Origin of the sequence: Ruegeria sp. HKCCD8929 (genome assembly GCF_013031405.1) — a bacterium.
Lineage (GTDB): Bacteria > Pseudomonadota > Alphaproteobacteria > Rhodobacterales > Rhodobacteraceae > Ruegeria.
Genome location: NZ_WPZY01000001.1, coordinates 152,204 through 178,971 on the forward strand (window position 1 = coordinate 152,204; position 26,768 = coordinate 178,971).

31 protein-coding genes, 1 tRNA gene and 1 pseudogene are annotated in these 26,768 nt (G+C 63.9%); 20 read left to right on the forward strand and 13 right to left on the reverse strand.

The genetic code is table 11. The features are described 5' to 3' along the window. The 5 genes from GOX53_RS00740 (at position 1) to GOX53_RS00760 (ending at position 4,277) form a co-directional block, all read left to right on the forward strand. Positions 1 to 402, forward strand: a complete 402-nt coding sequence (locus GOX53_RS00740) for a cytochrome c family protein (RefSeq protein ID WP_171173073.1) — start codon at positions 1 to 3, stop codon at positions 400 to 402. A 123-nt stretch (positions 403 to 525) separates the two neighbouring features. After that, positions 526 to 2,328, forward strand: a complete 1,803-nt coding sequence (gene xoxF5, locus GOX53_RS00745) for a lanthanide-dependent methanol dehydrogenase XoxF5 (protein ID WP_171173074.1) — start codon at positions 526 to 528, stop codon at positions 2,326 to 2,328. Positions 2,329 to 2,396: 68 nt separating this feature from the next. Then, positions 2,397 to 2,903 carry a c-type cytochrome, methanol metabolism-related gene (locus GOX53_RS00750; RefSeq protein ID WP_171173075.1) on the forward strand — a complete coding sequence of 169 codons (507 nt, stop codon included), beginning with the start codon at positions 2,397 to 2,399 and terminating at the stop codon, positions 2,901 to 2,903. Continuing rightward, positions 2,884 to 3,729, forward strand: a complete 846-nt coding sequence (locus GOX53_RS00755) for a substrate-binding domain-containing protein (RefSeq protein ID WP_171173431.1) — start codon at positions 2,884 to 2,886, stop codon at positions 3,727 to 3,729. Before GOX53_RS00750 ends, GOX53_RS00755 begins: the two co-directional genes overlap by 20 nt. Beyond that, complete coding sequence (locus GOX53_RS00760; protein WP_171173076.1) at positions 3,726 to 4,277, forward strand: PQQ-dependent catabolism-associated CXXCW motif protein; 552 nt, start codon at positions 3,726 to 3,728, stop codon at positions 4,275 to 4,277. Before GOX53_RS00755 ends, GOX53_RS00760 begins: the two co-directional genes overlap by 4 nt. 1 nt (position 4,278) lies before the next feature. On the opposite strand, the gene GOX53_RS00765 is transcribed toward GOX53_RS00760, so the two are convergent. After that, positions 4,279 to 5,103: a quinoprotein dehydrogenase-associated SoxYZ-like carrier gene (locus GOX53_RS00765; RefSeq protein WP_171173077.1), complete on the reverse strand. Its 825-nt coding sequence runs from the start codon at positions 5,101 to 5,103 to the stop codon at positions 4,279 to 4,281. After that, positions 5,100 to 5,642, reverse strand: a complete 543-nt coding sequence (locus GOX53_RS00770) for an SRPBCC family protein (protein WP_171173078.1) — start codon at positions 5,640 to 5,642, stop codon at positions 5,100 to 5,102. The genes GOX53_RS00765 and GOX53_RS00770 overlap by 4 nt, the downstream gene beginning before the upstream one ends. A gap of 258 nt (positions 5,643 to 5,900) precedes the next feature. Between GOX53_RS00770 and GOX53_RS00775 the strand changes: the two genes are divergently transcribed. The 7 genes from GOX53_RS00775 to GOX53_RS00805 are packed head-to-tail and all read left to right on the forward strand — an operon-like array spanning position 5,901 to position 11,123. Continuing rightward, entirely contained in the window at positions 5,901 to 7,088 is a 1,188-nt protein-coding gene (locus GOX53_RS00775) for an ABC transporter substrate-binding protein (protein WP_171173079.1), read from the forward strand. A gap of 12 nt (positions 7,089 to 7,100) precedes the next feature. Continuing rightward, a complete protein-coding gene (locus GOX53_RS00780) occupies positions 7,101 to 8,072 on the forward strand; it encodes a YVTN family beta-propeller repeat protein (protein ID WP_171173080.1) in 972 nt (323 codons plus the stop codon). A 19-nt stretch (positions 8,073 to 8,091) separates the two neighbouring features. Continuing rightward, positions 8,092 to 8,529, forward strand: coding sequence for a hypothetical protein (locus GOX53_RS00785; RefSeq protein WP_171173081.1), 438 nt, complete (start codon positions 8,092 to 8,094; stop codon positions 8,527 to 8,529). A gap of 14 nt (positions 8,530 to 8,543) precedes the next feature. Further along, on the forward strand, positions 8,544 to 8,792 hold the full coding sequence (locus GOX53_RS00790; RefSeq protein ID WP_171173082.1) for a PepSY domain-containing protein: 249 nt from the start codon (positions 8,544 to 8,546) through the stop codon (positions 8,790 to 8,792). A 16-nt stretch (positions 8,793 to 8,808) separates the two neighbouring features. Next, positions 8,809 to 9,774, forward strand: a complete 966-nt coding sequence (locus GOX53_RS00795; RefSeq protein ID WP_171173083.1) for an ABC transporter substrate-binding protein — start codon at positions 8,809 to 8,811, stop codon at positions 9,772 to 9,774. 6 nt (positions 9,775 to 9,780) lie between these two features. Continuing rightward, entirely contained in the window at positions 9,781 to 10,530 is a 750-nt protein-coding gene (locus GOX53_RS00800; protein ID WP_171173084.1) for an ABC transporter permease, read from the forward strand. Beyond that, on the forward strand, positions 10,527 to 11,123 hold the full coding sequence (locus tag GOX53_RS00805) for an ABC transporter ATP-binding protein (RefSeq protein ID WP_171173085.1): 597 nt from the start codon (positions 10,527 to 10,529) through the stop codon (positions 11,121 to 11,123). The genes GOX53_RS00800 and GOX53_RS00805 overlap by 4 nt, the downstream gene beginning before the upstream one ends. 4 nt (positions 11,124 to 11,127) lie before the next feature. Here the strand turns inward: GOX53_RS00805 and pqqE are convergent, their stop codons facing one another. From pqqE to GOX53_RS00850, 9 genes are all read right to left on the reverse strand, one after another. Then, entirely contained in the window at positions 11,128 to 12,237 is a 1,110-nt protein-coding gene (gene pqqE, locus GOX53_RS00810) for a pyrroloquinoline quinone biosynthesis protein PqqE (protein WP_171173086.1), read from the reverse strand. Beyond that, entirely contained in the window at positions 12,234 to 12,509 is a 276-nt protein-coding gene (gene pqqD, locus GOX53_RS00815) for a pyrroloquinoline quinone biosynthesis peptide chaperone PqqD (protein WP_171173432.1), read from the reverse strand. Before pqqD ends, pqqE begins: the two co-directional genes overlap by 4 nt. Continuing rightward, on the reverse strand, positions 12,509 to 13,258 hold the full coding sequence (pqqC, locus tag GOX53_RS00820; protein ID WP_171173087.1) for a pyrroloquinoline-quinone synthase PqqC: 750 nt from the start codon (positions 13,256 to 13,258) through the stop codon (positions 12,509 to 12,511). Before pqqC ends, pqqD begins: the two co-directional genes overlap by 1 nt. Then, positions 13,255 to 14,151, reverse strand: coding sequence for a pyrroloquinoline quinone biosynthesis protein PqqB (pqqB, locus tag GOX53_RS00825; RefSeq protein ID WP_171173088.1), 897 nt, complete (start codon positions 14,149 to 14,151; stop codon positions 13,255 to 13,257). The genes pqqC and pqqB overlap by 4 nt, the downstream gene beginning before the upstream one ends. Before the next feature lie 23 nt (positions 14,152 to 14,174). Continuing rightward, on the reverse strand, positions 14,175 to 14,273 hold the full coding sequence (gene pqqA, locus GOX53_RS00830) for a pyrroloquinoline quinone precursor peptide PqqA (RefSeq protein WP_171173089.1): 99 nt from the start codon (positions 14,271 to 14,273) through the stop codon (positions 14,175 to 14,177). A gap of 102 nt (positions 14,274 to 14,375) precedes the next feature. Then, positions 14,376 to 15,059, reverse strand: a complete 684-nt coding sequence (locus GOX53_RS00835) for a response regulator transcription factor (RefSeq protein ID WP_171173090.1) — start codon at positions 15,057 to 15,059, stop codon at positions 14,376 to 14,378. 9 nt (positions 15,060 to 15,068) lie between these two features. Next, a complete protein-coding gene (locus tag GOX53_RS00840; RefSeq protein ID WP_171173091.1) occupies positions 15,069 to 16,664 on the reverse strand; it encodes a HAMP domain-containing sensor histidine kinase in 1,596 nt (531 codons plus the stop codon). A gap of 2 nt (positions 16,665 to 16,666) precedes the next feature. Beyond that, positions 16,667 to 17,458 (reverse strand): ABC transporter permease, encoded by a 792-nt coding sequence (locus GOX53_RS00845; protein ID WP_171173092.1) that lies wholly within the window; start codon positions 17,456 to 17,458, stop codon positions 16,667 to 16,669. Next, the gene (locus tag GOX53_RS00850) at positions 17,455 to 18,201 is read right to left on the reverse strand and encodes an ABC transporter ATP-binding protein (protein WP_371810229.1); all 747 of its coding nucleotides are present in this window, start codon (positions 18,199 to 18,201) and stop codon (positions 17,455 to 17,457) included. Before GOX53_RS00850 ends, GOX53_RS00845 begins: the two co-directional genes overlap by 4 nt. Before the next feature lie 181 nt (positions 18,202 to 18,382). Here GOX53_RS00850 and GOX53_RS00855 point away from each other — a divergent pair, with 181 nt between their 5' ends. The 4 genes and pseudogenes from GOX53_RS00855 (at position 18,383) to GOX53_RS00870 (ending at position 20,862) form a co-directional block, all read left to right on the forward strand. Continuing rightward, positions 18,383 to 18,811 carry a thiosulfate oxidation carrier protein SoxY gene (locus tag GOX53_RS00855; protein ID WP_171173093.1) on the forward strand — a complete coding sequence of 143 codons (429 nt, stop codon included), beginning with the start codon at positions 18,383 to 18,385 and terminating at the stop codon, positions 18,809 to 18,811. Between the two features lie 15 nt (positions 18,812 to 18,826). Continuing rightward, positions 18,827 to 19,156, forward strand: coding sequence for a thiosulfate oxidation carrier complex protein SoxZ (soxZ, locus tag GOX53_RS00860; RefSeq protein ID WP_171173094.1), 330 nt, complete (start codon positions 18,827 to 18,829; stop codon positions 19,154 to 19,156). Positions 19,157 to 19,316: 160 nt separating this feature from the next. Continuing rightward, positions 19,317 to 19,577, forward strand: a pseudogene (locus GOX53_RS00865) (cytochrome c); the annotation flags it as partial. A gap of 25 nt (positions 19,578 to 19,602) precedes the next feature. Beyond that, a complete protein-coding gene (locus GOX53_RS00870; RefSeq protein WP_171173096.1) occupies positions 19,603 to 20,862 on the forward strand; it encodes an NAD(P)/FAD-dependent oxidoreductase in 1,260 nt (419 codons plus the stop codon). Positions 20,863 to 20,886: 24 nt separating this feature from the next. On the opposite strand, the gene GOX53_RS00875 is transcribed toward GOX53_RS00870, so the two are convergent. After that, positions 20,887 to 20,963, reverse strand: a tRNA-Arg gene (locus GOX53_RS00875). Positions 20,964 to 21,059: 96 nt separating this feature from the next. Then, entirely contained in the window at positions 21,060 to 21,935 is an 876-nt protein-coding gene (locus GOX53_RS00880; RefSeq protein WP_171173097.1) for a LysR family transcriptional regulator, read from the reverse strand. A gap of 75 nt (positions 21,936 to 22,010) precedes the next feature. Here GOX53_RS00880 and GOX53_RS00885 point away from each other — a divergent pair, with 75 nt between their 5' ends. The 4 genes from GOX53_RS00885 to GOX53_RS00900 are packed head-to-tail and all read left to right on the forward strand — an operon-like array spanning position 22,011 to position 26,765. After that, positions 22,011 to 23,483, forward strand: a complete 1,473-nt coding sequence (locus tag GOX53_RS00885) for an aldehyde dehydrogenase family protein (protein WP_217351639.1) — start codon at positions 22,011 to 22,013, stop codon at positions 23,481 to 23,483. After that, a complete protein-coding gene (locus tag GOX53_RS00890; RefSeq protein ID WP_171173098.1) occupies positions 23,483 to 24,460 on the forward strand; it encodes a membrane dipeptidase in 978 nt (325 codons plus the stop codon). The genes GOX53_RS00885 and GOX53_RS00890 overlap by 1 nt, the downstream gene beginning before the upstream one ends. Next, on the forward strand, positions 24,457 to 26,142 hold the full coding sequence (locus GOX53_RS00895; RefSeq protein ID WP_171173099.1) for a hypothetical protein: 1,686 nt from the start codon (positions 24,457 to 24,459) through the stop codon (positions 26,140 to 26,142). The genes GOX53_RS00890 and GOX53_RS00895 overlap by 4 nt, the downstream gene beginning before the upstream one ends. Beyond that, positions 26,139 to 26,765 (forward strand): DUF3726 domain-containing protein, encoded by a 627-nt coding sequence (locus tag GOX53_RS00900; RefSeq protein ID WP_171173100.1) that lies wholly within the window; start codon positions 26,139 to 26,141, stop codon positions 26,763 to 26,765. Before GOX53_RS00895 ends, GOX53_RS00900 begins: the two co-directional genes overlap by 4 nt. Positions 26,766 to 26,768: the final 3 nt, after the last annotated feature.

Below are 26,768 nucleotides of genomic sequence, written 5' to 3' on the forward strand. Positions count from 1 at the left end.
GTGATCAAGACGTTCATTTCAGCAACCTGCCTGACGCTTCTGCCGGTACTGGCACTGGCAGACGGCGAAGTCGCAGGCGATACGGCCAAGGGCGAAAAGGTCTTTCGCAAATGCAAAGCCTGCCACGCCGTGGGTGAAGGCGCCGAAAACAAGGTGGGTCCGATGCTGAACGGCATCATCGGCCGGGCGGTCGCCGCCGATGAGAGCTTCAAGTATTCGGACGCTCTGAAGGCCCTGGCCGATGAGGGTAAGGTCTGGACGCCCGAAGAGCTGGCCGCGTTTCTCGAAAAGCCGCGCAACTATGCCAAGGGCACCAAGATGTCCTTTGCCGGTCTGCGCAAGGAAGCCGAACGAACGGATGTGATTGCGTATCTCGCGACCTTTGCAGAGGAGGGGTCGTGACCAAGGGGATTGCCTGCCTGCCACGGGGAGGATGTGGCGGACAGGCATAAAACGGCACCTGACCCTATCCCGGATCAGGTGCATCACCGCGGCGCTTGCGTCGCAATCAAGGGAGGAGCACGAATGAAAAAGCTGATGCTTTTGACTTCCGGGATCGCCCTTTGTGCCGCCACGATGGCGTTCGCAAACGACGATCTGATTTCCCAGATGGAGAACCCGGCACAATGGGCGATCCAGACGGGCGACTACAAGAACCAGCGCTATTCGCAGCTTGACCAGATCTCTGCCGAGAATGTCGGCGATCTGCAGGTGGCGTGGACCTTCTCGACCGGCGTTCTGCGCGGGCACGAGGGTTCGCCGCTGGTGATCGGGGACGTAATGTATGTGCACACGCCATTCCCCAACATCGTCTATGCGCTGGATCTGGCAAACGACGGCAAGATCCTGTGGAAATACGAGCCCAAGCAGGACCCGAACGTCATTCCGGTGATGTGCTGTGACACCGTGAACCGCGGTGTGGCCTATGCCGAGGGCAAGATCTTTCTGCATCAGGCCGACACCAAGGTCGTGGCGCTGGATGCCGGGACCGGTGCGGTCGTTTGGGAGGTCCAGAATGGCGATCCGTCCATTGGCGAGACCAACACGGCGACCGTTCTGCCGATCAAGGACAAAGTCATCGTCGGCATCTCGGGCGGTGAGTTCGGTGTGCGCGGGTCGGTGACGGCCTATGACATGAACTCGGGCGAGCAGGTCTGGCGCGCCTATTCCATGGGACCGGACGAGGACATCCTGGTCGATCCGGAGAAAACCACGCATCTTGGCACGCCGGTTGGCGCGGATTCCGGGACCAACACCTGGGAAGGCGACCAGTGGACGATCGGTGGCGGCACCACATGGGGCTGGTACTCGGCGGATCTGGAAGAGAACCTGATGTACTACGGCACCGGGAACCCCTCGACCTGGAACCCGGCGCAGCGTCCGGGCGACAACCGCTGGTCCATGACCATCATGGCCCGCGACATCGACACCGGCATTGCGCGCTGGTTCTACCAGATGACGCCGCATGACGAGTGGGACTATGACGGCATCAATGAAATGATCCTGACGGAGCAGGAAATTGGTGGCGAGACGCGCAAGCTGCTGACCCACTTTGACCGGAACGGTCTGGCTTACACGATGGACCGGGTGACCGGTGAGTTGCTGGTGGCCGAGAAGTTCGATCCGGCGGTCAACTGGACCACGGGCGTCGAAATGGATTCCGGCAAAGAGGAATACGGACGTCCCTATGTGGTTGCGCAATACTCGACCGAGCAGAACGGCGAAGACGTGAACTCGACCGGTATCTGCCCGGCGGCGCTGGGTACCAAGGACCAGCAGCCGGCGGCCTATTCGCCGAAGACCCAGCTCATGTATGTGCCGACGAACCACGTCTGCATGGACTATGAGCCGTTCCGCGTGTCCTACACCGCAGGTCAGCCCTATGTGGGCGCGACCCTTGCGATGTATCCGGCGCCGGACAGCCATGGCGGCATGGGCAACTTCATCGCCTGGGACAACGTGACGGGTGAGATCAAGTGGTCGATCCCCGAGCAGTTCTCGGTCTGGTCGGGTGCTCTGGCAACCGCGGGTGACGTAGTGTTCTACGGCACGCTCGAAGGGTACCTGAAGGCGATTCACGCCGAAACCGGTGAGGAGCTTTACAGCTTCAAGACACCTTCGGGGATCATCGGCAACGTGATGACCTATGAGAGCGGCGGCAAGCAGTATGTCGGCATCCTGTCGGGTGTCGGTGGCTGGGCCGGGATCGGTCTTGCAGCCGGTCTGACCAACCCCAATGACGGTCTGGGCGCCGTGGGCGGTTATGCAGCCCTCAGCGACTATACCGCGCTGGGCGGTCAGCTGACCGTGTTCGCATTGCCGAATTGATGTAAACAAGGGTTGGCGCGGCTTTCGGGCCGCGCCTGCCCCGGGCCCGTAGAGCAGGTGAGACTTTCATGAATTACGCAATACGACTTGTTGCAATTGGCCTTGTGACGGGCCTTCCGATTGCCGCGACAGCCGACAATCTGACTGCCGCCTATTCCGAGGATGGGCGGTATTACACCGATGACGATGTCCCGACCTACAACATCGGCGAGGACGGGACGGTGGACTGGCTGACCTATTCCGGCTTTCGCCGGTATCATTCCGAATGCCATGTGTGCCATGGGCCCGAGGGCGAGGGATCGACCTATGCCCCGGCGCTGAAAGTGTCGGCCATCGACATGGATTATTACGATTTTGTCGACGTGGTCACCAATGGCATCCAGAAGGTGAGCGCGGCCGAGCAATCGGTGATGCCCGGGTTCGGAGAGAACCCGAACGTGATGTGCTATCTCGATGACATCTATGTCTACCTCAAGGCACGCGGTGCGGACGTTGTTCCGCGCGGGCGTCCGCCGAAGAAGGAAAAGAAATCGGATGTGATCCGTGAAGATGAAAATGCCTGCCTCGGCACATAGGGCTTTTGCCGTCCTTGCCATACTGACGCTTGCAATCTTTCAGGCCGGTCCCGCTGGTGCCCAAACCTCGGACCTGGTGTCGCAGAACGCGCTGAGGGTGTGTGCCGATCCGGCCAACGACCCGGTCTCGTCCCAGGACGAAACGGGATATGAAAACAAGCTGGCCGAGCTGATGGCGGCCAAGCTGGACTTGCCGGTGCAGTATACCTGGTTTCCGCAGGCCACCGGATTTATTCGCAACACACTCGCGGCCAAGCAGTGCGACGTGGTGATGGGCTATGCGCAGGGTCATGAGCTGGTTTTGAACACCAACCACTATTACACCTCGGTCTACGTCCTGATCGTGCCGGCTGATGGCGATCTTGCGGGTGTCGAGACCTTGGGGGATCCGGCCCTCAAGGGCCGACGCGTCGGGGTCATCGCGGGCACGCCGCCCTCGGCGCATATGGCGCGCAACGGGCTGATCGCGACGGCCAGACCGTATAACCTGTTTGTTGACCGCCGTGTGGAAAGCCCTGCGGTGGACATGCTGGAGGATCTGAAATCGGGTGAGATTGATGCGGCCATCCTCTGGGGGCCCTTGGGCGGGCCGCTGGTCAAGGAGGGGTATCCGGGGCTAAAGGTGAACCCGCTGATCCGCGAAGAGCGGCCCCCGCGCCTGTTTTTCCGCATCACCATGGGCGTGCGTCATGGCGAGAAGGTCTGGCAGCGCAAGCTGAACTCGCTGATCCGGCGCAATCAGGATGAGATCAATGCCCTGCTGGCCGAGGCGGGCGTGCCGCTGGTCAGCGATCTGGGCACCGAGGTTCTGGAGCCGTCGCAATGATCCGTGTCTTGGCCGCCTTGCTGGTGACGGCGCAGGCGGCGGTGGCGCAGACCGTGCCCGAGCCGGACGACTACCGCATGGATCACTATCGCGCGCCGGTCCCGGCCAGCATCGCGGGGGGCACGACGGTTGGCCCGGAAGAGGCGCATGAGCTTTGGCAGGACGGCGGTGTGGGCTTTATCGACGTGCTGCCGCAAGCGCCCAAGCCCGCGAACCTGCCCAAGGGCACGATCTGGCGCGACAAGCCGCGCGACAGCATCCCCGGGGCGATCTGGCTGCCCAATGTGGGGTACGGAGCGATTGCCGATGTGACGGCGAATTACTTCCGGCGCGGTCTGGAGCAGGTCACCGAGGGCGATCCGTCGCGGCCTGTGGTGATTTTCTGCCTCGAGGATTGCTGGATGAGCTGGAATGCCGCCAAACGGGCCATCGAATGGGGCTATTCCGACATCTACTGGTTCCCTGAAGGGACCGATGGCTGGCAGCTCTGGGGCTATCCGCTGGAGCGGGTCGAGCCGCTGGAGCCGCAGCCTTCGCAGCAGGGATAATCTAGAATCCAGCGAGGTCCTTGTGGAGATGGCTGACGGTGCCGTCGGTATCCGTCATGGTCACATCCACCGAGCGCGAGCGGCTGGGCACCGACAGGCCCACGCGCGGGTTCTCGGATAGCGAGATCGAGCCCGTCATCTCGACATACCCAGCCCCATCCAGGTCGATATCCACCGATTCCACATAGCGCATCGGAATGAACAGCAGCGAGATCTGGTCCATCTGCATGCCCGAGTGGGACGGGTGCGAGATGTCCACGTCCATCCGGTTGGCACGGGTGCCCAGATTGGCGAGGCGGCCGCCGACGCTCAGCGCCGGGGCGCGGCCCGTGACGTCGACCTGCATCTGGCCCAGCGTGGCTATGGCGATCTCGGGGTCGGTGCCCGGCGGTGCGGCGCAGGCGCCGAGGCCGGAGGTCTTGACGAAGGTCTCCGAGACCCAGAGGCGGCCGTCGGTGGTCTCGGCGATCACGTGCAGCGGCGTCGGGCCGTTCACGCGCAGGGTCACGTCGAAATAGAAGCTGGGCTGTGGCACATCCAGTTCGAACACCGCCGAGACCGGCATCGGGTTTTCGTCGAGCACCAGCGTCACCTTGCCGATGTTCAGCCCTTTGGGCGCCACCACCTGCGCGGCCAGTTCGGTGCGCGCATCGTCCGGGGTGCGGTAGGGCGCGTCGATGGCGATCACCTTGTCGCCGTTCAGAAGCGTGCGGTCGCCATAAAGCTGTACGCGGATATTGTCCCAGGCTTCGTTCGAGGCAAAGGCCGGCAGGCCCATGGCGCAGATAAGCGCGGCGAGGGCGGAGGCTTTCGCCAGCGTGGTCATGAGCCCGCCGCGCCGAAGCGTGCCACAAGGGCATCCAGCCCGGCCTGATACACCGCCGTCACGGCTGCAATCGCGGCCTGATCGTTCAACTCTTCGGGCGGGTCGTTGTTGGGATAGCCGCGGTAGAAGGCCCCGCGCCATTCGATCAGCGACCCGCCGTCGTCACGCGGTTTGACGGTCAGATGCGAGGAGTAATTGGTGACCGGCAGCACCTCGACCTTCACGTCGGTGATCCGGTAGGAATAGCTCATCGCGTCGGCGCTGTATTTGTAGAGCACTTCCGAAATCGTCGGGCCGCCCTCCTCGCCCAGGGTCAGCACCCGGGTGGCGTCGATCTCATTGCCGTTCTCGCCCGTGGTCGCATGCACCGCCGGATGCCAGGACATGTCCTGAAAATCGCCGATGGCGGCCCAGACCTCATCCGGGGCTGCGGCAACCTCAGTAGTCAGCGTGATCTTCTGCCGAGTGGGGCCATGTGCCAGCGCAAAGGCGGGAACCAGCGCCAGCCCCAGTGCTGCGAGAAACGTTCTTCGTATCATCGATCCTTGTCCTCCGTGAAGATCGGGGTGTTTGAATCGCGTTGCCCGCCCTATTTCGCCCCGCCGCACATGGCGCGAGAAACAGAAGCAAGATCAGTCGCATACGTCCATTCTTATAAAATAAGAATCGAGGTTAATGATGAAGCTGCTAGGGTTTCTTTTACAACACGGCCAAAAGTATCGGTTCCAATCCGAGCCCTGAGCCGCTGATAAAAGGGAAAGCCCGCGCCTGGCCGGGGCGGGCTGTGGGAGGACATCTTGCGTAACTGCCTTACGCCGCTATTCGCGGCCCTGATCTGGTGTGTGTCGGCCATCTCGGCGGCTGCGGTCGAGGTTAAGGCGGCGGTGCTGCGGGTCGACTATCAGACGCTGCTGCCGATCTCGCGCTATGACCTGCGCCCGGACGATCTGGGCTTTGCCGGGGCGGTGCTGGCGGATGAGGATAACGGCACCACCGGCGGGTTTCTTGGCCATACCTATGAAACGGCGCATATCGCAGCGCCGCCCGAGCAGGCGGATGCGGCGCTGGACCAGATCCTGGCCGATGGGGTTCGGCTGGTGGTTGTTCTGGCGAATGCCGAGGATCTGTTGCGCCTGACGGACAAGGCGGCCGAGGCCGGTGCGCTGGTGTTCAACGCAACCGCCCCTGATACGGCGCTGCGGGACGGGGAATGCCGGGGCAACCTGCTGCATATCGCGCCCTCGCGGGCGATGAACGCGGATGCGGTGGCGCAGTTCGCGGTTTGGAAGAAGTGGGGCGACTGGTTCCTGATTGCGGGCTCGAATCCGGCGGATGTGGCGCTGGCCGAGGCGTTCCGGCGCGCGGCGGTCAAGTTTGGGGCGGAAATCGTCGAGGATCGCACCTTTGAGGATACCGGAGGTTCGCGGCGGACGGATTCGGGCCATGTTCTGGTGCAGCGGCAACTGCCGCTCGACACGCAGGATGCCGACGATCATGACGTGGTGATCGCGGCGGATGAGACGGATTATTTCGCCCGGTATCTCTCGTATCACATCTGGACGCCCCGGCCGGTCATGGGGGCGGGCGGCCTGCGCCCGGTCGCCTTTCACGGCGCGCATGAGGCCTGGGGGGCGACCCAGTTCCAGACCCGGTTCGAGGAACTGGCAGGGCGCTATGTCCGGCCCGAGGATTACAACACCTGGCTTGCCCTGCGTGTTGTGGGCGAGGCGGTGACGCGCGCCAATACCGCGGAGCCCGACGGGGTGCGCGACTATGTCTTGTCGGAGGAATTCGGGCTGGCCGCGTTCAAGGGGCAGAAAGTGACGTTCCGCGACTGGAACGGGCAGTTGCGGCAGCCGATCCTGCTTTATGACGGCTCGATCACGGTCAGCGTCAGCCCGCAGGAGGGGTTTCTGCACCAGACTTCACCGCTCGATACCATGGGGCTCGACCGTCCGGAATCCGGGTGCACGGCTTTTGAATAATTGGAGATGCGCATGAAATCCCTGGTTTTTTCCATCGCTCTTGCTGGCTTGGTTGCCGGGCCGGGTTTCGCGGGTAAGGCGTTTGTGTCGAACGAACGCGGCAACACGATCACCGTGATCGATACCGACAGTTGGGAGGTCATCACCGAGTTCTTCGGCGGCAACCGCCCGCGCGGGATCACGGTCAGCCCGGACGGCACCAAGCTTTATGTCTGCGCCTCGGACGACAACATCCTGCGGGTCTTTGACACCGAAACTTATGAGGAGCTGCCCAGCCTGCCCTCGGGGCCGGACCCGGAGTTGTTTGTGATCGAACCCGCAGGCAAGCGCCTTTATATCGCCAACGAGGACGACAATCTGGTGACCGTGACCGATACCGAGACCCGCACCATCCTGGCCGAGGTGCCGGTGGGGGTGGAGCCGGAAGGGATGGGGATCAGCCCGGATGCCAAGTTCGTGGTGAACACGTCCGAGACCACCAACATGGCGCATTTCATCTCGACCGAGGATTATCAGATCAAACACAACGTGCTGGTCGATCAGCGCCCGCGCTATGCGCAATACACCAAGGACGGGACGCGCCTGTTCGTTACCTCCGAGATTGGCGGCACCGTCACGGTGATGGATATTGCCGAGGATGGTACGCCTTCGGTCGTGGGCAAGATCGGGTTCGAGGTGCCCGGCGTGTTGCCGGAATGGCTTCAGCCGGTGGGGGCCAAGGTGACGGCGGATGGTGCGCGGCTGTTCGTGGCGTTGGGGCCCGCGAACCGGGTGGCCGTGGTGGATGCGCAGAGCCTTGAGGTGCTGGACTATATCTTGGTCGGCCAGCGTGTCTGGCAGCTGGATTTCACGCCGGACGGAAAGTACCTGCTGACCACCAACGGCAACTCCAACGACATCACGGTGATCGATGTGGCCGCGGAAAAGGCGGTTCGATCCGTGCAGGTGGGTCAGCAGCCCTGGGGCGTGGTGACCATCGACTGATCCAAGGCGAGGGATAAGGATGAAGAGACTTATGGCAGCGGCGCTGGCCGCGATGATCGGGGGCCCGGTGGTGTCGGCCCCCTTGTGTGACGATCTGGGCTTTGCCGGGCTGCTGGCCAAGTGCAACCGGGGCGAGACGATCAAGCTGACGCTGGCCTCGGGTCAGCCGCTGGGCGAGGACGCGGTGTTGCAATCGGGGGCCTATTACAAGCTTGAGATCACCGCTGACGGCTCGGCGGAGCTGGCGGTCGAGGGGCCGGATTTCTTTCGCGCGATCTGGATGAACGAGATCGTCATCAACAAGATCGAAATCCGCCCCATGGCCATCGACAGTATCGAGTTCGACAAGGCCGGCGTGGCCGAGCTGTCCTTTATCGCGATCAAGCCCGGCAGCCATGAAATCCGCATCCCTGGCTCGACCGGCGATGCGCAGAGCGTGACCATCAGCATTCAATGACCGGAGGACCGACCATGAAGAAGATCGTTGTACTTGCCGCTGCCCTTGTCGCCGCGCCCGCTTTTGCCGAGGGCGAGGTGGACGCCGAGACCGTCGAGAAGATCGAGGCGTATCTGGCCTCGATCGAATGCCAGATGGACCCGGACGATATCGAGGTCGAAGAGAGCGGGTATGAGCTGGACGACGTGATCTGCAAGGGCGGCAAGCAGTTCGATATCGAGCTGGACAAGGACCTCAACGAGGTTGGCCGCCGGGAGGAATGACAAGGAAGGGGAAGCCATGAGAGCGCTCAGGCCCTTATGCGCCGCGCTTGTGTTGCTGGCGGGTCCCGTGTGGGCCGAGGACCTGCCGACGATCCGGGCGGCGGTTCTCAAGATCGGCACAGTGAACTGGGAACTGGCCACGATCACCGAAAACGGTCTGGACGAAAAGCACGGGTTTGAACTCGATGTGCAGCCCTATGCCGACAACGGCGCCACCCGCATCGCGGTTGAGGGCGGCGAGGCCGATATGGCCGTGGCCGACTGGATCTGGGTGGCGCGGCAGCGGGCGGCGGGCAAGGATTATGTCTTTATCCCCTATTCCAGGGCGGTTGGCGGTGTGGTGGTTCCCGAAGACAGCGCGGCGGGAACCCTGCGCGATCTGGCGGGCGGCAAGATCGGGATTGCAGGCGGGCCGCTGGACAAGTCCTGGCTGATCCTGCGGGCCTATGCGCAACAGCAATACGGCATCGACCTGAAGGCCGAGACCGAGCAGGTCTATGGCGCCCCGCCGCTGATCTTCAAATCGGCCTTGAGCGACGAATATGCGGGTGCCATCAACTTCTGGCATTTCCTGGCCAAGATGAAAGCTTCGGGCATGAAGGAACTGATCTCGGTCGAAGAGGCGGGGCAGGCGCTGGGGCTGGATACCGATACACCGCTGCTGGGTTATTACTTCAAAGAGAGTTTTCTGAGCGAACACCCCGATCTTGCGCAGGGCTTCTTTGAGGCCAGCCGCGAGGCGAAGGAGATGCTGGCAGGTTCGGATGCGGCGTGGGATGCGATCCGCCCCCGGATGAACGCCAAGACGGACGCGCAGTTCGATCAGCTTAAGGCAGACTGGATCGCGGGCATCCCTGCGCGCGGTCCGGTGGATGCGGCGGCGGCGGACCGGATGCTGGCGCTGATGGCAAAGCTGGGCGGCGCCGAGCTGGTGGGTGAGGCGACATCGGTGCCCGAGGGTCTCTTTGCGGATGTGAAGTAACCGCGGATGCAGGATGCGCGCCTTACGCCGGTACTGTCGATCGCGGGGCTGATTTCGCTTTGGGTCGTGGCGGCGCTTCTGACGGATGACGCGCAGATCCTGCCGACGCCTTGGGCACTGGTGCCGCTCGCGGCGCAGGAACTGGCCTCGGGCGAGTTGCTGCGGCATCTTGGGGCGACGCTGTTTCGGGTGATCTGGGCCTTTGCGCTGGCGATGATGCTGGGCACGGCCATTGGTCTGGCCATGGGGCGGTCCGAGCGGTTGAACCGCTGGCTTGACCCGTGGCTGGTGATCTTTCTGAACCTGCCCGCGCTGGTGCTGATCGTGCTGTGTTACCTGTGGATCGGGTTAACCGAGGCGGCCGCGATCATTGCGGTGACGCTCAACAAGGTGCCGAATGTGGCCGCCGTGGTGCGTGAGGGCGGGCGGGCGCTGGATCGTGATCTGGACGCCATGGCGCAGGTCTATCGCATGCCCTGGGCGACGCGGATGCGCCACGTGATCCTGCCGCAGCTTGCCCCCTTTATCGCCGGGGCCGCGCGGTCTGGCGTGGCGGTAATCTGGAAGATCGTGCTGGTGGTCGAGTTCCTTGGCCGGTCCTCGGGCATCGGATTTCAGATCCACCTCTATTTCCAGCTGTTCGACGTGGCGCTGGTGCTGGTTTATGCGCTGTCCTTCATCTGCGTGATGTTGCTGGTGGAGTGGCTGATCCTGCAACCGTGGGAACGCCGCGCCAGCCGGTGGAGGACGGCATGATCCGGGTGGATATACGCGCCAAGCGCTTTGGCGAGGCGCCGGTGCTGGGGCCTGTGGGATTCGAGATTGCCAAGGGAGAGACCGTTGCCCTGATCGGACCCTCCGGGGTGGGCAAGACCACGCTGCTGCGCATTGTTGCCGGGATCGACACGGATTTCGACGGTGCGGTCGAGCGGCCCGAGGCGCTGGCCTTTGTGTTTCAGGAACCCACGCTGTTGCTGTGGCGCAGTGCGCTCGACAACCTGCTGCTGGTGCATCCCGGCTTGAGCCGGGCGCAGGCGGTGGCCGCCCTCGACAGTACCGGGCTGGCGGGGAAAGAGGCGCTGTTTCCCGGTCAGCTCAGCCTCGGCCAGCAGCGCCGGCTGGCGCTGGCGCGGGCAGTGGCCGGGCAGCCCGAGCTGCTGATCATGGATGAGCCGTTCGTGTCGCTGGATGCAGAGACTGCCGAGACCATGCTGGCGCTGACCGAGACGCTGATTGCCCGGCACCAGCCCGCCACGCTGTTCGTGACCCATTCCCGGGCCGAGGCCGAGCGTCTGGGGGACCGTATCCTGAGCCTGCGCGCCGGGCCGGAGGGGGCAACGCTGGACTAGTGCCTTATTCCGCGGGCTCCTTGGCGGTGCCGGGAGACATGCGATGCACAAGCGGGGCGTCCACCTGGGCGGCATGTTCGTTCGCCCGTGCCTGCAGCGCGCCGTGGTGAGGTGATTTGCTGCAGACCGGATCGGTCGCACCGGCATCGCCGAGGATCGCCATGGCCTGACAGCGGCAGCCGCCGAAATCCACCGTCTTGCGCTCGCAACTGCGGCAGGGTTCGGCCATCCAGCCGGTGCCGCGATAGGCGTTGAAGGCGGTGCTGTGGTACCAGATGTCGGCGAGCGGCTTGTCCTGTACCCGCTCGAAACTCAGATGCGGGATGGATTGCGCGGCGTGGCAGGGCAGGACCAGCCCGTCGGGTGCCACGTTGAGCCCGCTTGTCCCCCAGCCGCCCATGCAGCGCTTGGGGTAATCCTCATGGTAGTCGGCGGGCACATAGTCAATCACCAGCGTGCCCTTCAGCGTCTTGCGCGCCTCAGTCACGATGCGCGTGGCCTCCTGCGCCTGTTCCCGGGTTGGCATCAGCGCGTCGCGGTTTTTCAAGGCCCAGCCGTGGAACTGCACCGTCGCCACCTCGATCCGCCGCGCGCCCATGTCCTGTGCCATCTCCAGCGCGCGGGGCAGCTGGTGCATGTTGCGCCGGTGCAGCACGGCGTTGAGCGTCAGCGGAAACCCGATGTCGCCAATCCATTCGGCCACCTGCATCTTGCGTTTGTAGCCGCCGCGATAGCCGCCGATTTCATCCGCCATCTCGGGCGTGGTGCCTTGCAGTGACAGTTGGACGTGATCGAGGCCGGCCTCATCAAGCTCGCGCAGACGGCGCTCGGTCAGGCCGATGCCCGAGGTGATGAGGTTGGTATAAAGCCCGGCGCGCCGCGCGGCCCGAACCAATTGCACCAGATCTCGGCGTGAGGCGGGCTCACCCCCGGAAATATGCAGTTGTAGCACACCCAAAGCCGCCGCCTCGCGAAAGATGCGGGCCCATGTGTCGGTGTCCATCTCGGCCTCTTGCCGCGCCATCTCGATGGGGTTCGAGCAATAGGGACATGACAGCGGGCAGCGGTGGGTCAGCTCCGCCAGCATGGCGATGGGGGGCGGGACGGTTGTCATGAGGTCACATCCAGAAACCGCCGGTCGCGCAGCGCGTCCAGAAAGCCCGCGCTGTCCTCGGCGATCTGGTCGGCGGGGGCGTTGTATTTTTCGGACAAGGCGGTGGTGATCTGGCCAAAGCTGCGCGTGCCGTCCACCTCGTTCAGGATGGCGTGGCCGATGGCGTCGAGCGTCACCGCGCGCTCAGGCGCGAGCAGAACCCATTTGTCGCGCACCTTGTCAAAGTGCAGCCGGACGCCGCGGGGCAGGGCGGGGATGTCCTCGGGCAGCATCACGAGGCCCTCTGGAGCAGCAGGCCGGTGCCCGGAACCCAGGCGCCCGGCGGAATGCGGGCCGGTTCGACATAGGCACACCAGAGCGCATCGAGCTGGGACCAAAGCACGTCGGTCTTGAAGATCAGCGCATCCGCCGCCGCGTCCTGTTTTTCGGCGGTATCGGAGTGATCCAGCACCCAGGCCAGCCCAAAGGCCACATCCTTGGGCGCCTCTTTCAACCGGTTGCGGAAATAGGAGAGCGAGGCGTCGTCGGCGAAGTCGTAGTGTTTCAGCAGACCTTCGATGCGACTGGCGTGGATCTTGGGCGCAAACAGCTCGGTCAGCGATGCGGCAACGGCCTCGAGCAGGGTCTTTTCGCGGACAAAACGCACATAGGCGTCCACCGCGAACTTGGTGGCGGGCAACACGCCCTTGCACGAGGCGACGTAGTCGGGATCGAGCCCTACCGCCTCGGCCAGCCGCAGCCAGCGCCGGATGCCGCCTTCGTTCTGGTCGGTGCCGTCGTGATCCTCGATGCGCGAACGCCAGATGCGGCGCATGTCGGGGTCTTCGACGCGGGACATGAAGGCCGCGTCCTTCATCGGGATCGAGTGCTGGTAGTAGTAGCGGTTGATCACCCAGGCGCGGACCTGATCGGGGGTGCAGCCGCCGCCATGCAGCAGGTCGTGGAACGGGTGCAGGTCGTGATAGCGCTCGGCCCCGATCTGGCGCAGGCGGGCTTCGAATTCATCGCGGGTTTGGGTCATAGCGTGATCTCCATTCCATCCTGACCGATGATCCATCCGGCGGTTTCGGCCTCGGCCCGTTCGGCAGAGTCCGGGCGCAGCACCGGGTTGGTGTTGTTCATGTGCACAAAGACCTTGCGGGCGATATTCAGCTCCGCGAAGGCGGCGATGGTGCCATCCGGGCCGCTGATCGACATATGCCCCATGCGCTTGCCGGTTTTCTGGCCCAGCCCTGCGCGCAGCATTTCGTCGTCCGCCCAGAGGGTGCCGTCAAAAAACAGCAGATCGGCCCCGTCGAGGCGGCTGCGCAGGTCATCGTTCAGGGTCGCGCAGCCGGGGATGTAGAACGTGTTTTGGGTGCCGGTTTGCAGGGCCACGCCGACCGTCTGGTCGCCGATCAGATTGGTCTGCACCTCTTCGCCCTCGAGATAGAGCGGGACCTTGCCGGGCACCGCAAACAGCGTTGCGGTGAGGCCGGGAACAAGTTCGAAGGGGGTGTCGAGCGCGATGACGGTCCGGGTCACGACCGAGGCGTTCAGGGCATCGAAGACCGGGTTCTGCGCCAGAACATCGTGGATGGCTTGTGTTGCAAACAGGGTGAACGGCTGCATCTCGCGCAGCGTGAGCAGGCCGGCCACGTGGTCGATGTCGCCATTGGTAAGCAGAACGGAAGCCAAGGGAAGCTGCCGCAGGCCGGTCGGGTATAGGGACCGGGCACGCGACAGCTGGATGCGGATGTCCGGCGATGCGTTCAGCACAGCCCAACTGTCACCGTCTGCCGAGACGGCCAGAGAGGATTGAGTCTGAGAAGCGATCTTGCCGGAGCGCGCGAGTGAGCAATTAAGGCATCCGCAATTCCATTGGGGTAATCCGCCTCCGGCAGCGGCCCCGAGGATATGCGCGCGGAAGGTCATGGGAGTTCCGCACGCATTGTCTTTCAGAACAGAACTTCGCGATCGTCCTCGTGTTCGGGTCCGTACATATTGATTTCCATTCCGCACTCGATTTCGCGGATCACGGGCTTTGACCAGGCCATCTGCGTTTCCTCCACTGATTTGAAACCTGCATCCAAGGTGGCAGGAAACCGGATTTCAGGCGAATCTTAATTTATAAGAACGGCTTAGACTTTGGTCTACATTCACGGCTCTTCGGGCAGCGGCGTGAGGCCTTGCAGGCAGAAGCCCTGGTTGCGCAAGGTCTTGATCTCGAACCCAAAGTCGGCCTCGGAGAGCTTTTTCCGCAGATATCCGATGTACACATCGACCACGTTTTCGTTACTGGAGCCCTCGGCCGACCAGAGCGTGTCGAATATGTCCCCGCGCGGCATCGGCTGACCGGCGTTTTGGGCCAGAAGCTCAAGCAGGGCGTATTCGCGTTCGGTCAGGGTGATCTCGGCCTGCGTGGTGCTGAGCGTCCGGGTGGCGGGGGCAAGCCGGGCGGGTTCGGGGCGGTGCGTGTGCGCGCGGTGCTCCTGAACGCGCAGGCGGGCGACCAGCTCCTCGAAGCTGAAGGGTTTGACCACATAGTCGTCGGCACCCGCTTCGAGCCCGGCGGCGCGGTGTTCGACATCGGAGAGCGCCGAGAGCATCAGGATCGGCAGGGCAACGCCGCTGTCGCGCGCCTTTCTGACCAGATCGATGCCACTGTCGGCGCCCAGCATCACGTCGACGATGGCTCCGGAAAACGCCTCGCTCTGTAGCCGGGTCAGCGCCCGGTCGGCGCGGTTCTCGGCCTGAGCCTCGTAGCCGTGCAGGCAGAGGCCGCGGATAAGGGCCGAGGTGATCTCGGGGTCGTCGTCCACGATGAGAAGCCGGGTTGCCATGGGATCAGTCTACGTCTCCGCAAGGGGCAAGCGAAGGGCGACCTTTGTCCCGGGCGCATCGCCCAGCGTCTCGGCACGGGGCAGGGGGCTGGTCAGGGCGATCTGACCGTCCTGTGTTTCGACCACCCAACGGGCCAGTGCCAGTCCGACGCCGAAGCCTTGTGCGTTCCCGGTGCCGCCCTGCACGAAACGTTCGAAGATCTGCGCCTGATCCGCTGCGGGAATGCCGGGGCCGTTGTCGGTGACGGATATTTCGACCATGCCGTCCACTGGCTGCGCATTGAGCGAGACCAGCTTGCCGTCGCGGGCATGGCGGATGGTGTTGCGGATGAGGCTGACCAGCACCTGCCGGATCCAGTTCGGGTCGCAGAACAGGTTGACCTCGGGCAGGTCGGGGGTGGTCAGGGTCAATCCGGCATTGTCCAACTCGGCCTGAATCTCCTCGGTGACGGCGGCGATCAGATCGGCCAGAGGCACGGTTTGCGGCTCCAGCGCCAGTTGGCCACTGTCTGATCGTGCCACGCGCAGCAGGTCGTCGATGCGGCGGTTCAGCCGAGCGGCGCGGGATTCGATGGTGGTGAACGCCTCTTGTTCGTTGCCGAGGCCTTGACGGCCGATCTGCGCCTCCATCAGGATGACCGTCAACGGCGTGCGCAGTTCGTGGCTGATATCGGCAAAGAAACGGCGGCGGTTTTCGTCGATTTCGGCCAGCGAGGCATTGGCGGCGCGGAGTTCCTCGGTGCGCTGCGCAATGGTGTCGTTGAGTCGCGCCCATTCGGCCTGCAACTCGTCCTGCCGGGCCAGAAGGGCGGCGGCCATGCGGTTGGTTTCACTATAGAGCTGCCCGATCTCGTCATTGCGGGTTGCGGGCAGGGCGACGGCAAAATCCTCCTGCCCGATCTGGTGGGCCGCGTCGCGCAGCCGGTCGAGGCGCCGGAATTGTGGGCGGATCAGGCTGAAATAGAACCACCCGGCTATCGGGATCGTCAGCACTGCGATCACCAGAGCCGTGACAGCCAGGCGCCGCCGCAGGTTCTCGATCCCCGACAGGATGTCGTTGCGAAACAGCACTTCGGTGTTGACCGCCTGACTGAGCAGCGGATCGAAGCTGGAGGCAAAGGTGTCGATATGCGCCCTGAGCCGCGCCTTGTCGTCGGTATCGGTCCGCAGCCCGCGCAGGGTGTTGTCCAGCATCGCCTCCATCCGCGCCAGCCCCAGCGATTGGGTGCCATAGCGGGATTGTTCGTCCAGTCCCAGCGCGCCTGCGGCGGCCACCGCGTCCTCGACATCGGCGCGCAACTGACCGAAGGTCCGGCGCAACTGATCAGAGACGGGTGCCAGCCGGTCGGCGCGGATCTCGGGTGGCTGGCCGGTCTGGACTGCCTCGGTCGCCACCACCAGAAAGGTGGCGGCCTGGGTCGACAGCGTGGCGTAGCGCGCCATGCGCGCGTCGGACGCCAAAGCGGTTTCAAGCCTGTCAGCGACTGCCTGCATGCCGAGATAGAGGATCGCCGCCGTCAGCAATGTGCCCGCCCCGAGGATCGCCGCCCCGAACCCAAGACGGGTCTTGAGGGACAGTGCGGATTTTGGCTCGGGCCCCGGCATGGTCAGGCTTTCCGTTTCATCAGCCCGCGCGCAGGGTCGTAGCCCCAGACCGCGATGGCGCCCAGAATGAGGGTGCTGAAAATGACCCAGAGCAGCGCGATCCAGTTGATCTGCAGATAGAGCAGGAACCGGATCAACTCGACCGCGTGGGTAAAGGGATTCAGGGCGCAGATGTCGCGCAAAAGTGGCGAGCTTTCGGCCATTCTCCACAGCGGATAGAGCGCGGAGGAGAGGAAGAACATTGGGAAGATGACGAAGTTCATCACGCCGGCGAAGTTTTCGAGCTGGCGGATGAAGCTCGACAGCACCAGTCCCAACGCGCCCAGCATCAGACCGCCCAGAACCAGCCCGGGCAGCACCGCAACATAGCCAAGCGGCGGCATGGTGATGCCAAAGAGGGCGGCGATGGCGAGGAAGGTATAGACCTGTAGGATCGAGATCGCGGTTGAGCCCAGCAGGCGGCAGAACAGCAGCCACCAGCGGGGGAAGGGGCTGGTCAGGAGCAGGCGCATTGAGCCCATCTCGCGGTCATAAACAAGGCTCAGCGAGCTTTGCATGCCGTTGAACAGCAGCACCATCGCGCAGAGGCCGGGGACGATATAGGTCTCGTAGGTGATGTAGGTCTGGTAGGGCGGGATGATCGACAGGCCGAGCGCGGCGCGGAACCCTGCGGCAAAGACCAGCAGCCAGACCAGAGGCCGCACCAGTGCCGCCAGGAAACGTTCGCGCTGGTGGATGAAGCGCAGGAATTCGCGCCCGACGATGGCCCGGCAAACACCCCAGAAACCGCTCATGCTTGCACCGCGGTCTTGGACAGGAACCAGTCGGACAGGGGCGTGTCTCCGCGGATCTCTCCGGTTATGCCGTCGGCAAGGATTTGGCCCTGATGCAGGACCAGCAGGTGATCGGTATCGCGCACCTCGTCGGTCAGGTGGGTGGTCCAGAGCACGCAGAGGCCCTGATCGGCCAGATCGTGCACGTGATCGGTGATCGACTGGCGCGCGGCGGCGTCGAGGCCGACGGTTGGTTCATCCAGCAGCAGCACCTTGGGATCATGCAGCAGGGCGCGGGCCAGCTCCATCCGCCGCCGGTGGCCGCCGTTCAGGGCCCGCGCCTTTTCATCCGCGCGCTCGCGCATGCCAAGACGGTCGAGTGCGGCGTCGATGCGCCCCGGCGTCTCGGCGCGCGGCAGGCCGTGAAGGGCCGCGAAATAGGCGAGGTTCTGGCGCACGGTCAGGTTCAGATCGAGCGTCGGCTGCTGGAACACCACGCCCAGATCGGCCAGCGCCCGGCGCGGGGCGGCGCGCAGGTCGTGCCCGGCGATGCGTATATCGCCGCCGGGCGCCACCAGAAGGCGGGTCAGCAGCGCGATGAGCGTGGATTTTCCCGCCCCGTTCGGACCCAGCAGCGCGCAGAAACATCCCGGGGTCACGTCCAGCGACACCGCGTCCAGGGCCGTTTTCGCACCGTAGCGAAAGCTCAGATCGCGGACGGACAGCCCCCCGGTCGCCTCTTGCGCACTGATCGCTTCGGGCACGTTTCGCTCCGCCAGACTTCGTTGAATTCAAATGCAGATTGCCCGCAAACCCGGTATTTCTCAAGCAGGCAGGGCGGCGGGGCGCCGCGACTTAAGTATAGGTCCGCTCACCGATATGTTATGCTCTGGCTGCTGTCCTGACGGGATAAGCTGCGTCAGGATCCGAAACGGAGGTGTCCGGATGAGCGTGACACGCCGCGATGCGATGCGGGTTGGGGCCGGTGCGCTGGCTGGCTTTGCCATGCCTGCGCGTGCGCAACATGCGCAGAGCGAAATCACCCCGGAACAGGCCATTGCCGCCTTTGTCGGCGATGGGCCCGTCAGCGATGGGGGCGTGACGCTGACACTGCCGGATCTGGCCGAGGACGGCTATCGCGTGGCGGTTGAGATCGACGCCCCGGGCGCGGCCGAGGTGGTGCTGATCGCCCCCGGAAATCCGGTGCCGCAGGTTCTTGCTGTGACCTTCGGGCCGATGGCGGTGGTGCAGCGGGTCTCAACCCGGATGCGGCTGGATCAGACGCAGGAGGTTCTGGCCCTGGCGCGGATGCCCGATGGCCGCGTGCGGCGGGCAACCCGGCAGGTGGACGTGGTGGTGGGCGGTTGTGCCTGATCGGAGGAGGAGGCCATGGCGGACGGTGTAAAGCCAAGGATCAAGCTGCCCAAGACGATCAGCGCGGGCGACACGATCACGGTCAAGACGCTTATCACTCACCGGATGGAATCCGGGCAGCGCGTGAACGCGCTTGGCCTGCGCGTGCCCCGCTCGATCATCCATCGCTTTCACTGCGCGTTCGAAGGGGAAACGGTCGTGGACATGGCCGTCGGTCCGGGCGTGTCGACCAACCCGTTCTTCGAGTTTCAGTTTCGGGTGCCGGGGCCGGGGGGGTTGGTCTTTTCCTGGTATGACGACGATGGCGCGATCTACACTGAGCGTCGGGACATCGCGTTGAGCTGAGCGGAATGCCGACCAAAGTGTTGGTTCTGGTGGGCCTGCGAAAAGGGGACAGTATGCGTAAGCACTTGGTGGGACTGTGATGCGCCGAGCGGGTTTCGCCCTGACAGCGCTTGCCACTGCACTAGCGGGCAGCCCGGTCACGGGCAACGAGGCCCCGTCGCTGGATCCAGCGATTTTGGCCATCGAGGGCGACGCGGAGTGGGGCGCGTATCTGGCGGGCGAATGCCTCACCTGTCACCGGGCGGATGGGTTGGCCGAGGGCATTCCCCGGATCACGGGGTGGGAGCCCGATGATTTCGTGACCGCCATGCACGCCTACAAGCAGAACTGGCGCACCCACCCTATCATGCAGATGGTGGCAGGCCGGTTGAGTGACGAGGAAATCGCGGCCCTGGCCGCCTATTTCAAGGACCTAGAATGAGGCCGCCGAGACGGGAGGAGATGACATGACCTGGAACCGCAGGACCTTTTTGGGCACCGGCGCGGCCGTGGTGGCGGCGCCGCATGTGCTGGCCGAGGGGCAGGGCAAGCCGCGCGTCGTGGTGATCGGTGGCGGTGCCGGGGGTGCAACGGCCGCGCGCTATATCGCCAAGGACAGCGAAGGGATGATCGACGTTACCTTGATCGAGCCCACGCGGACCTATTTCAGCTGTTTCTTCTCGAACCTCTATCTGGGCGGTTTCAAGGCGATCGACGATATCGGCCATACCTACGGCGCGCTGGCCGCTGCCCATGGCATCAACGTAGTGCATGACTGGGCGGTCGATGTGGATCGGGCGGGCAGGACCGTGACACTGGCCGGGGGCGGGGTGTTGGGATATGACAAGCTGATCCTCAGCCCGGGCATCGATTTTGTGGATGGCGCGGTCGAGGGCTGGGACATCTCGGCCCAGAACCGGATGCCACACGCCTACAAGGCCGGATCGCAGACCGAGCTTCTGAAGGCGCAGATCGCGGCCATGCCCGAAGGCGGCACCTATGCGATGGTGGCGCCACCGAACCCCTACCGCTGCCCGCCGGGGCCGTATGAGCGGATCTCGATGGTGGCGCATGTGCTCAAGGCCTCGAACCCTACGGCCAAGATCATCGTGGCCGACCCCAAGCCCAAGTTCTCGAAAATGGCGCTGTTCGAAGAGGGTTGGGCCAATCACTACCCCGGGATGATCGACTGGATCGGTGAGGAGTTCGGGGGCGGCAATGTCTCGGTCGATCCGGGCGCGATGACGCTGACCATCGACGGTGACGAGACAGCAGTGGATGTGTGCAACGTGATCCCCGCCATGAAGGCGGGCCGCATCGCTGAGATTGCGGGCGTGACGGACGGCAACTGGGCCCCGGTCAATGCGGCGGACATGTCGTCGAAGGCCGATCCGGATGTCCATGTGCTGGGCGATGCCAGCCAGCAGGGCGACATGCCGAAATCGGCGTTTTCGGCCAATTCGCAGGCCAAGGCCTGCGCGAATGCGGTGCGGGGGGCGCTGACCGGCTCCAAGGTCTTTTCGCCCAGATACTCGAACACCTGCTGGTCCCTGATCGCCGCCGGAGATGGCGTCAAGGTGGGCGCGACCTATGAGGCGACCGAGGAAAAGATCGCCCGGGTGGACGGTTTCATCAGCCAGCCCGGCGAGAGCGCGGAGCTGCGGCAGGCCACATACGAGGAGTCCGAAGGCTGGTATGCCGGGATCATCGCGGACATGTTCGGTTAGGCGACTGGCGTTTTCAGACGGGAATGGCGACCCCTGCAGGACTCGAACCTGCAACCCCGGACTTAGAAGGACCGTGCTCTATCCAGTTGAGCTAAGGGGCCGCGCGAGGCGGGCCGGTGCGCGGCCCGCCCGCCTTTGTTATTACCTGCCCGCGTTGAGATCAAAGGATTCTTTTGTCAGAGCTTTGGTGGCCTGCTTCAATGCGAATAGTCGCGCGCCGCTATGAAGTCGCAGCATGCGTCGGTCAGCTCTTTGAACCGCGTGCGCTCGCGCTGGTAGAGATACACCTGCCGTCTGTCGGGCAGGTCGGCGATGGGGCGAAAGGAGATGGTTTCGGGGGAAAACTGGGCTACGGTTTGCGGCAATACGGTGACCCACCGCCCGGTGCGGACCATGGTGAGCAGCGAATGGGTGTTGTGGATGGCGATGTCGGCGCCCTCGAGAGCCTCCACGAAACGCGGTGTGCCGATCAGCTCGCACAGAGCATTGCGGACAAAGGGTGCCGCGAACACATCCGCGATGTTCGGCGGATCGGCCTGCTGAATCAGCGGGTGATCGGCGGCGCAGACCAGTCCGAACCGGTCCTCGAACAGCGGTACCGACCTGACACCGTTCAGCGGGTGGTATCCCGAGGCGATGCCGATATCGGCCTTGCCCTCGGCCAGCGCGTCGATCACCTGCTGGGTGTCGGTGTCGCGCAGTTCGATCTTCAGACCCGGAAAGCGGTGGGTCATGTGGTCGAGAACCTCGGGGAACACGAGTGCTGCGACCGACGGGACGGAAACGATCCGGATCAGGCCGTGAATGGCCTCGGCCGCCATTTCGATACTTTGCACCGTCTGATCGAACCCGCGCACCTGTTTCAGCGCCAGTTCGAATACCTGTTCGCCCAGCGGAGACAGGTGGTTCTTGCGCTCGCCCTCGAACAGTTTCTTGCCGAGATGATCCTCAAGCTGCTTGAGCGTCATGGACACTGCCGATTGGGTCCGTCCCAACCGGTTTGCGGCCTCGGCCAGATTTCCGGTCTGCGCTACGGTGCAGAAATAGCGCAGCATCTCGATCTTGATCGCCATGTTTCAGGTTTATTGAAGTTTGGTTAAGTTTATTGAGTTTGACTGATGCGGCGCCCGGAGTCCATCCTGACCAGAATGGAACTTCTGGATTTGGGGCCCGACGTGACCAAACTGAACCTGATCGCTGGCGAGTGGCTGGCTGGCGAAAGCGAGATCGAGAACCGCAACCCTTCGGACCTGAGCGATCTTGTCGGCGTCTTTGCCCAAGCCAGCGCCGATCAGCTTGACGCGACACTGGAACAGGCGCGCGCTGCGCAGGCCGAATGGGCCGCCTATGGCATGGAGCGCAAGCAGGCCGTGCTGATGAATATCGGCAATGAACTGATGGCGCGGGCCGAAGAGCTGGGCACATTACTCAGCCGCGAGGAAGGCAAGCCGCTGGCCGAGGGCAGGGGCGAGGTCTATCGCGCCGGTCAGTTCTTTACCTATTACGCCGCCGAATGCCTGCGTCAGCTGGGCGAGAATGCCGACAGCGTCCGCCCTGGGGTCGAGATCGACGTGCGGCGCGAACCAGTGGGTGTGGTCGCGATCATCAGCCCGTGGAACTTCCCGACCGCCACCGCGTCGTGGAAGATCGCGCCGGCGCTGTGTTATGGGAACGCGGTGGTCTGGAAACCGGCGAATGTAACGCCCGCCTCCGCGGTGGCGCTGACCGAGATCATTGAGCGGCAAGATATCCCCAATGGTTTGTTCAGTTTGGTGATGGGTTCGGGTCGCTCAATCGGTCAGCGACTGGTGGAAAGCCCCAAGGTCAACGCCATTTCGTTCACTGGATCGGTTCCGGTGGGCAAGGGAATTGCCTCGGCGGCGATCCAGAACCTGACCAAGGTCCAGATGGAGATGGGATCGAAGAACGCGCTGGCGGTGATGGACGATGCCGATTTGGACCTTGCCGTAACGCTGGCCCTGGGCGGCGCGTTCGGGGGCACCGGTCAGAAATGCACCGCCTCCTCGCGCCTGATCGTTCATGCCAATGTGCACGACGCCTTTGTCGAAAAGCTGGTGGCAGGGGCGCAGGCGATGAAGGTTGGCCACGCGCTGGAGGAGGGGGTTCAGATGGGCCCCGTGGTCAGCGACCAGCAGCTGGGTGAAAACCTCGCCTATGTCGATCTGGGCAAGTCGGAAGGAGTCGAACTGGCCTGCGGCGGCGCGCGGCTGGAGATGGCGCATGACGGCTATTATATGTCTCCGGGCGTGTTCGTGAACACCACCAACGACATGCGCATCAACCGCGAAGAGATGTTCGCACCGCTGACCTCTGTTATCAAGGTGAGCAGCTATGATGAGGCGCTGGCAACGGTCAACGATACCAATTTCGGCCTGACCTCGGGCATCGTCACCCAAAGCCTTGCGCGCGCCACCCATTTCCGCCGCAACGCGCGCACCGGTGTGGTCACGGTCAACCTGCCGACCGCAGGCACCGACTATCACGTACCCTTCGGCGGGCGCGGCGACAGCTCATACGGGCCGCGCGAGCAGGGCAAGGCGGCGGCCGAGTTCTACACCACCGTCAAAACCGCCTATATCAGCGCAGGGAGCCCTGGCTGATGCGCATCGACGGGCTGCAATATGCCAACTGGTCGGAAAAGATCTTTCGCCAACTGCGTGAGGGGGGCGTGGATGCGGTTCACGTCACCATCGCCTATCATGAGAATTTCCGTGAAACCGTCCTGAACTTCGAGAAGTGGAACCGCTGGTTCGAGCAGTATCCGGACTTGATCATGAAGGGCCGGTGGGCCAGCGACGTCGACACGGCCCGCGAAACGGGCCGGACGGCGGTGTTCTTTGGGTTTCAGAACCCCAGCCCCATCGAGGACGACATCGGCCTTATCGAGATCCTGCATGACTTGGGCGCCCGGTTCATGCAGCTCACCTACAACAACCAATCCCTGCTGGCGACGGGGTGTTATGAGGCCGAGGATACCGGCATCACCCGCATGGGCCGTCAGGTCATCAAGGAGATGAACCGCGTGGGTCTTGTGGTCGACATGAGTCATTCGGCGGATCGCTCTACCATCGAGGCTGCAGACCTGTCCGAGCGTCCCATCGCCATCACTCATGCCAATCCGCACGAATGGGCACCCGCGCTGCGCAACAAGCGCGATGCGGTGATCCGCGCCGTGACGGAAAATGGCGGGATGCTGGGCTTTTCGGTCTATCCGCATCATCTGAAGGACAAATCGGACTGCACGCTGGAAAGCTTCTGCGAGATGATCGCCCGCACTGCCGAGAAATACGGGGCCGAACATCTCGGGATCGGCACCGACCTGTGTCAGGACCAGCCCGACAGCGTGGTCGAGTGGATGCGCGTGGGCCGCTGGACCAAGGAAATCGACTATGGCGAGGGCTCGGCCAGCAATCCCGGCTTTCCACCGATGCCCGGCTGGTTCCGCGACAACCGGGATTTCGGCAATATCGAGGACGGGTTGCGTGCGGTCGGGATGTCCGCGGATGAGGTCGCGGGCATCATGGGCGGCAACTGGTACCGGTTCTTTGCCGAGAATTTCGGGCCACGGACGCAATGACCGCTCAGGGCACACATATCGCCCGCCGCGATCCGGCAGATGTGATGCGGCTGAAGCGGCTGGGCTCGTTGCACCAATGCCGTCTGAGCTTCATGCGCATCCTGACCCGCCGCATGGCGCGCGAGGGCTGGAGGTTTTCCCGGCCGGTTTTCGACATTGATGGCAACGGCGTCGGTCGGGCCGTCTATACCGCGCAGGGGCCGGAGCGGGCCTATTCTCTGGTGGCATTCGCCCATGACCTGCCTGCCGAGCTGCGCTCGGACCGGGTGATTGCCGAGGCGTGGGACGCGACCTTTGCTCTGTTTGACGGTGTCCCCACTGCGGCGGATGTGGATCGGCTGTCGCAGAACGTGCCGTTGCAGGAGGCTGGGCGGGTCAGCGAAAGCGAACTGTCGCTGTCGCGCGCCAACCGGTCGGTGCGGCTCTGGGCGCATGTGGTCGACGCCTTGGCAGAGGGGCGGCAGCCCGATCCGGAGCAGATCGACAGCGTCGGCTATCTGATGCGCACGACCGCCGTGTATGGCTCGGGCAAGTTCGGTGCGGCGGACCGCGAGGTGATTGCCGATCGTGACGAATTGCAGGCACCGTTTCAGGCCGAGATGCTGTCGGTCTACCTGACCCGCCTTTTCGTGCGCGATCTGGTGCAGCATATGGCGGATGCCAAGGGCGGGGATCGGGCCGCGCGGCTGGATCCGGCCATCGCCCGGCGGTTGGGGATCGGCAACTCGACCGGGTTGGGCATGGCGCCGTTCATCGTCAACCACCCGGTTCTGTTCAACAACTGGATCATGGCCCGGGAAGAGGCCATCGCGCGGGTGCGCGGTTGTCAGAGCGCCTCGGCGGCAGAGATCGACACTTTCCTGCGGATTTTAAAGCGCAGCGCGGTTTCGGTGGAACGGTGGCGCTCGCAACACCCGATCCAGATCGAGAAGCTGGCAGAGTTGAAAGCGGATATGACGGCGCTCAGTGCGCATGTGGGCGGTGACGCCCTGCGTGGGGATGCCCCTTGGGACCGTCTTGTGCGCTGGTCCGAAATGGCGCTCAGCGAGGAGGGTCAGGAACTGGTGGCCTCGCTGATCCTTGAGCCCTATCCGGATCTGGTGGACGGCCTGTCCTGTTGCATGGCGGATGGGAACCCGGGCGCGTTCACCATCGACGGGGCGATGCCCGTGGGCGAGGTGCGGTCGCTCATCCGCAACAGCTTCGACTGGGCGCTGACGATGGACTGGGACGCGCCCGAGAACTGTGCGCGTGCGTGGTACGTGTCGGAGGAAAAGCTGGAACCGCGCATGGGCGAGCGGTTCGAGGAACCGATTGTGGATTACGAACAGCCCTTGGCCCCGGCCCGGGACGCGGCCTCGGCCCACAAAGCGCTGGAAGCCTACAGCGACGGCCAGCCGGTTGCGGAGTTCCTGCTTCGCCACCCCGAACATCGACACACCATCCGCCGGGCACAGATGAACCGCGTGGCACCCTATGGAGAAATCCACGACAACACGATCAGCGCCTCGGTCCTGCCCATCGACATGCTGCGGGCCAAGCTGTCGTTCTTTGGCGCTACTCATTTCGACCCGCGCTCGGACCGCTGGGTACGCATCTGTATGTATGCCGGCGCGCCGTACCCCGAGGATCTGACGCCCGACACCGCCGATCTGTGGGTGTACCCGGAGGTTGCGGGATGAGCTATTCGCTGAACGAGATGGAAGCCACCGCCAAGCGTGCCGCGCGCGGGGCGGGATATTCCTGGGGGTTGGCGGAAGAGGCGGGCAAGGCCACCCGCTGGCTCTGTGCGCATGGGCTGGAGGGCGGGGCGGCGTTGGCGCGGCTTCTGGAGCATGGGCTGGCCAATTCGGCGGATCACGCGCCGCAAACGCTGGGCGGCGATTGGTCCGGCGGCGGCATGTTGTGCCCGCTGACCGCCGGTGCGCTTGTTTCCGATCTTGCCGGTTGGTTGCAGACCGGGCCGATACACATGCGAGACGTGGCGGTTCCGATTGCTCTACTGCCATTTGCCGCAAGTGCCGCGCGTCGGCTCAGGTCCTGCGCGTGCGTGGAATGCGACGGGCTGGTCGCGGTGACCGATGGGTCGGACCTGTCCGTGCCGGATGGCTTTCCCGAGACTGCGCAGTATGTGACCGTCCGGCTGGGCGGCTCGCCTGCATCCGGCTGCACGCGCAAAACCCGGGCGCGGCCCGACCCCGCCAGTTGGGCGGTCCTGAACCGCTTTGCCCACCGAACCTATGCCCCCGCCACCGAGGAATCCCGCCTGTTGGGCGCCGGGGCCGGGCTTTCCGACAATGACTGATGA

Coding starts and splice junctions, on each gene's coding strand:
- xoxF5 (WP_171173074.1), top strand. CDS start 526: ATGAAAAAGCTGATGCTTTTGACTTCCGGGATCGCCCTTTGTGCCGCC.
- GOX53_RS00750 (WP_171173075.1), top strand. CDS start 2,397: ATGAATTACGCAATACGACTTGTTGCAATTGGCCTTGTGACGGGCCTT.
- GOX53_RS00755 (WP_171173431.1), top strand. CDS start 2,884: ATGCCTGCCTCGGCACATAGGGCTTTTGCCGTCCTTGCCATACTGACG.
- GOX53_RS00760 (WP_171173076.1), top strand. CDS start 3,726: ATGATCCGTGTCTTGGCCGCCTTGCTGGTGACGGCGCAGGCGGCGGTG.
- GOX53_RS00765 (WP_171173077.1), bottom strand. CDS start 5,103: ATGACCACGCTGGCGAAAGCCTCCGCCCTCGCCGCGCTTATCTGCGCC.
- GOX53_RS00770 (WP_171173078.1), bottom strand. CDS start 5,642: ATGATACGAAGAACGTTTCTCGCAGCACTGGGGCTGGCGCTGGTTCCC.
- GOX53_RS00780 (WP_171173080.1), top strand. CDS start 7,101: ATGAAATCCCTGGTTTTTTCCATCGCTCTTGCTGGCTTGGTTGCCGGG.
- GOX53_RS00785 (WP_171173081.1), top strand. CDS start 8,092: ATGAAGAGACTTATGGCAGCGGCGCTGGCCGCGATGATCGGGGGCCCG.
- GOX53_RS00790 (WP_171173082.1), top strand. CDS start 8,544: ATGAAGAAGATCGTTGTACTTGCCGCTGCCCTTGTCGCCGCGCCCGCT.
- GOX53_RS00795 (WP_171173083.1), top strand. CDS start 8,809: ATGAGAGCGCTCAGGCCCTTATGCGCCGCGCTTGTGTTGCTGGCGGGT.
- GOX53_RS00800 (WP_171173084.1), top strand. CDS start 9,781: ATGCAGGATGCGCGCCTTACGCCGGTACTGTCGATCGCGGGGCTGATT.
- GOX53_RS00805 (WP_171173085.1), top strand. CDS start 10,527: ATGATCCGGGTGGATATACGCGCCAAGCGCTTTGGCGAGGCGCCGGTG.
- pqqE (WP_171173086.1), bottom strand. CDS start 12,237: ATGACAACCGTCCCGCCCCCCATCGCCATGCTGGCGGAGCTGACCCAC.
- pqqD (WP_171173432.1), bottom strand. CDS start 12,509: ATGCTGCCCGAGGACATCCCCGCCCTGCCCCGCGGCGTCCGGCTGCAC.
- pqqC (WP_171173087.1), bottom strand. CDS start 13,258: ATGACCCAAACCCGCGATGAATTCGAAGCCCGCCTGCGCCAGATCGGG.
- pqqB (WP_171173088.1), bottom strand. CDS start 14,151: ATGACCTTCCGCGCGCATATCCTCGGGGCCGCTGCCGGAGGCGGATTA.
- pqqA (WP_171173089.1), bottom strand. CDS start 14,273: ATGGCCTGGTCAAAGCCCGTGATCCGCGAAATCGAGTGCGGAATGGAA.
- GOX53_RS00835 (WP_171173090.1), bottom strand. CDS start 15,059: ATGGCAACCCGGCTTCTCATCGTGGACGACGACCCCGAGATCACCTCG.
- GOX53_RS00840 (WP_171173091.1), bottom strand. CDS start 16,664: ATGCCGGGGCCCGAGCCAAAATCCGCACTGTCCCTCAAGACCCGTCTT.
- GOX53_RS00845 (WP_171173092.1), bottom strand. CDS start 17,458: ATGAGCGGTTTCTGGGGTGTTTGCCGGGCCATCGTCGGGCGCGAATTC.
- GOX53_RS00855 (WP_171173093.1), top strand. CDS start 18,383: ATGAGCGTGACACGCCGCGATGCGATGCGGGTTGGGGCCGGTGCGCTG.
- soxZ (WP_171173094.1), top strand. CDS start 18,827: ATGGCGGACGGTGTAAAGCCAAGGATCAAGCTGCCCAAGACGATCAGC.
- GOX53_RS00870 (WP_171173096.1), top strand. CDS start 19,603: ATGACCTGGAACCGCAGGACCTTTTTGGGCACCGGCGCGGCCGTGGTG.
- GOX53_RS00880 (WP_171173097.1), bottom strand. CDS start 21,935: ATGGCGATCAAGATCGAGATGCTGCGCTATTTCTGCACCGTAGCGCAG.
- GOX53_RS00885 (WP_217351639.1), top strand. CDS start 22,011: ATGGAACTTCTGGATTTGGGGCCCGACGTGACCAAACTGAACCTGATC.
- GOX53_RS00890 (WP_171173098.1), top strand. CDS start 23,483: ATGCGCATCGACGGGCTGCAATATGCCAACTGGTCGGAAAAGATCTTT.
- GOX53_RS00895 (WP_171173099.1), top strand. CDS start 24,457: ATGACCGCTCAGGGCACACATATCGCCCGCCGCGATCCGGCAGATGTG.
- GOX53_RS00900 (WP_171173100.1), top strand. CDS start 26,139: ATGAGCTATTCGCTGAACGAGATGGAAGCCACCGCCAAGCGTGCCGCG.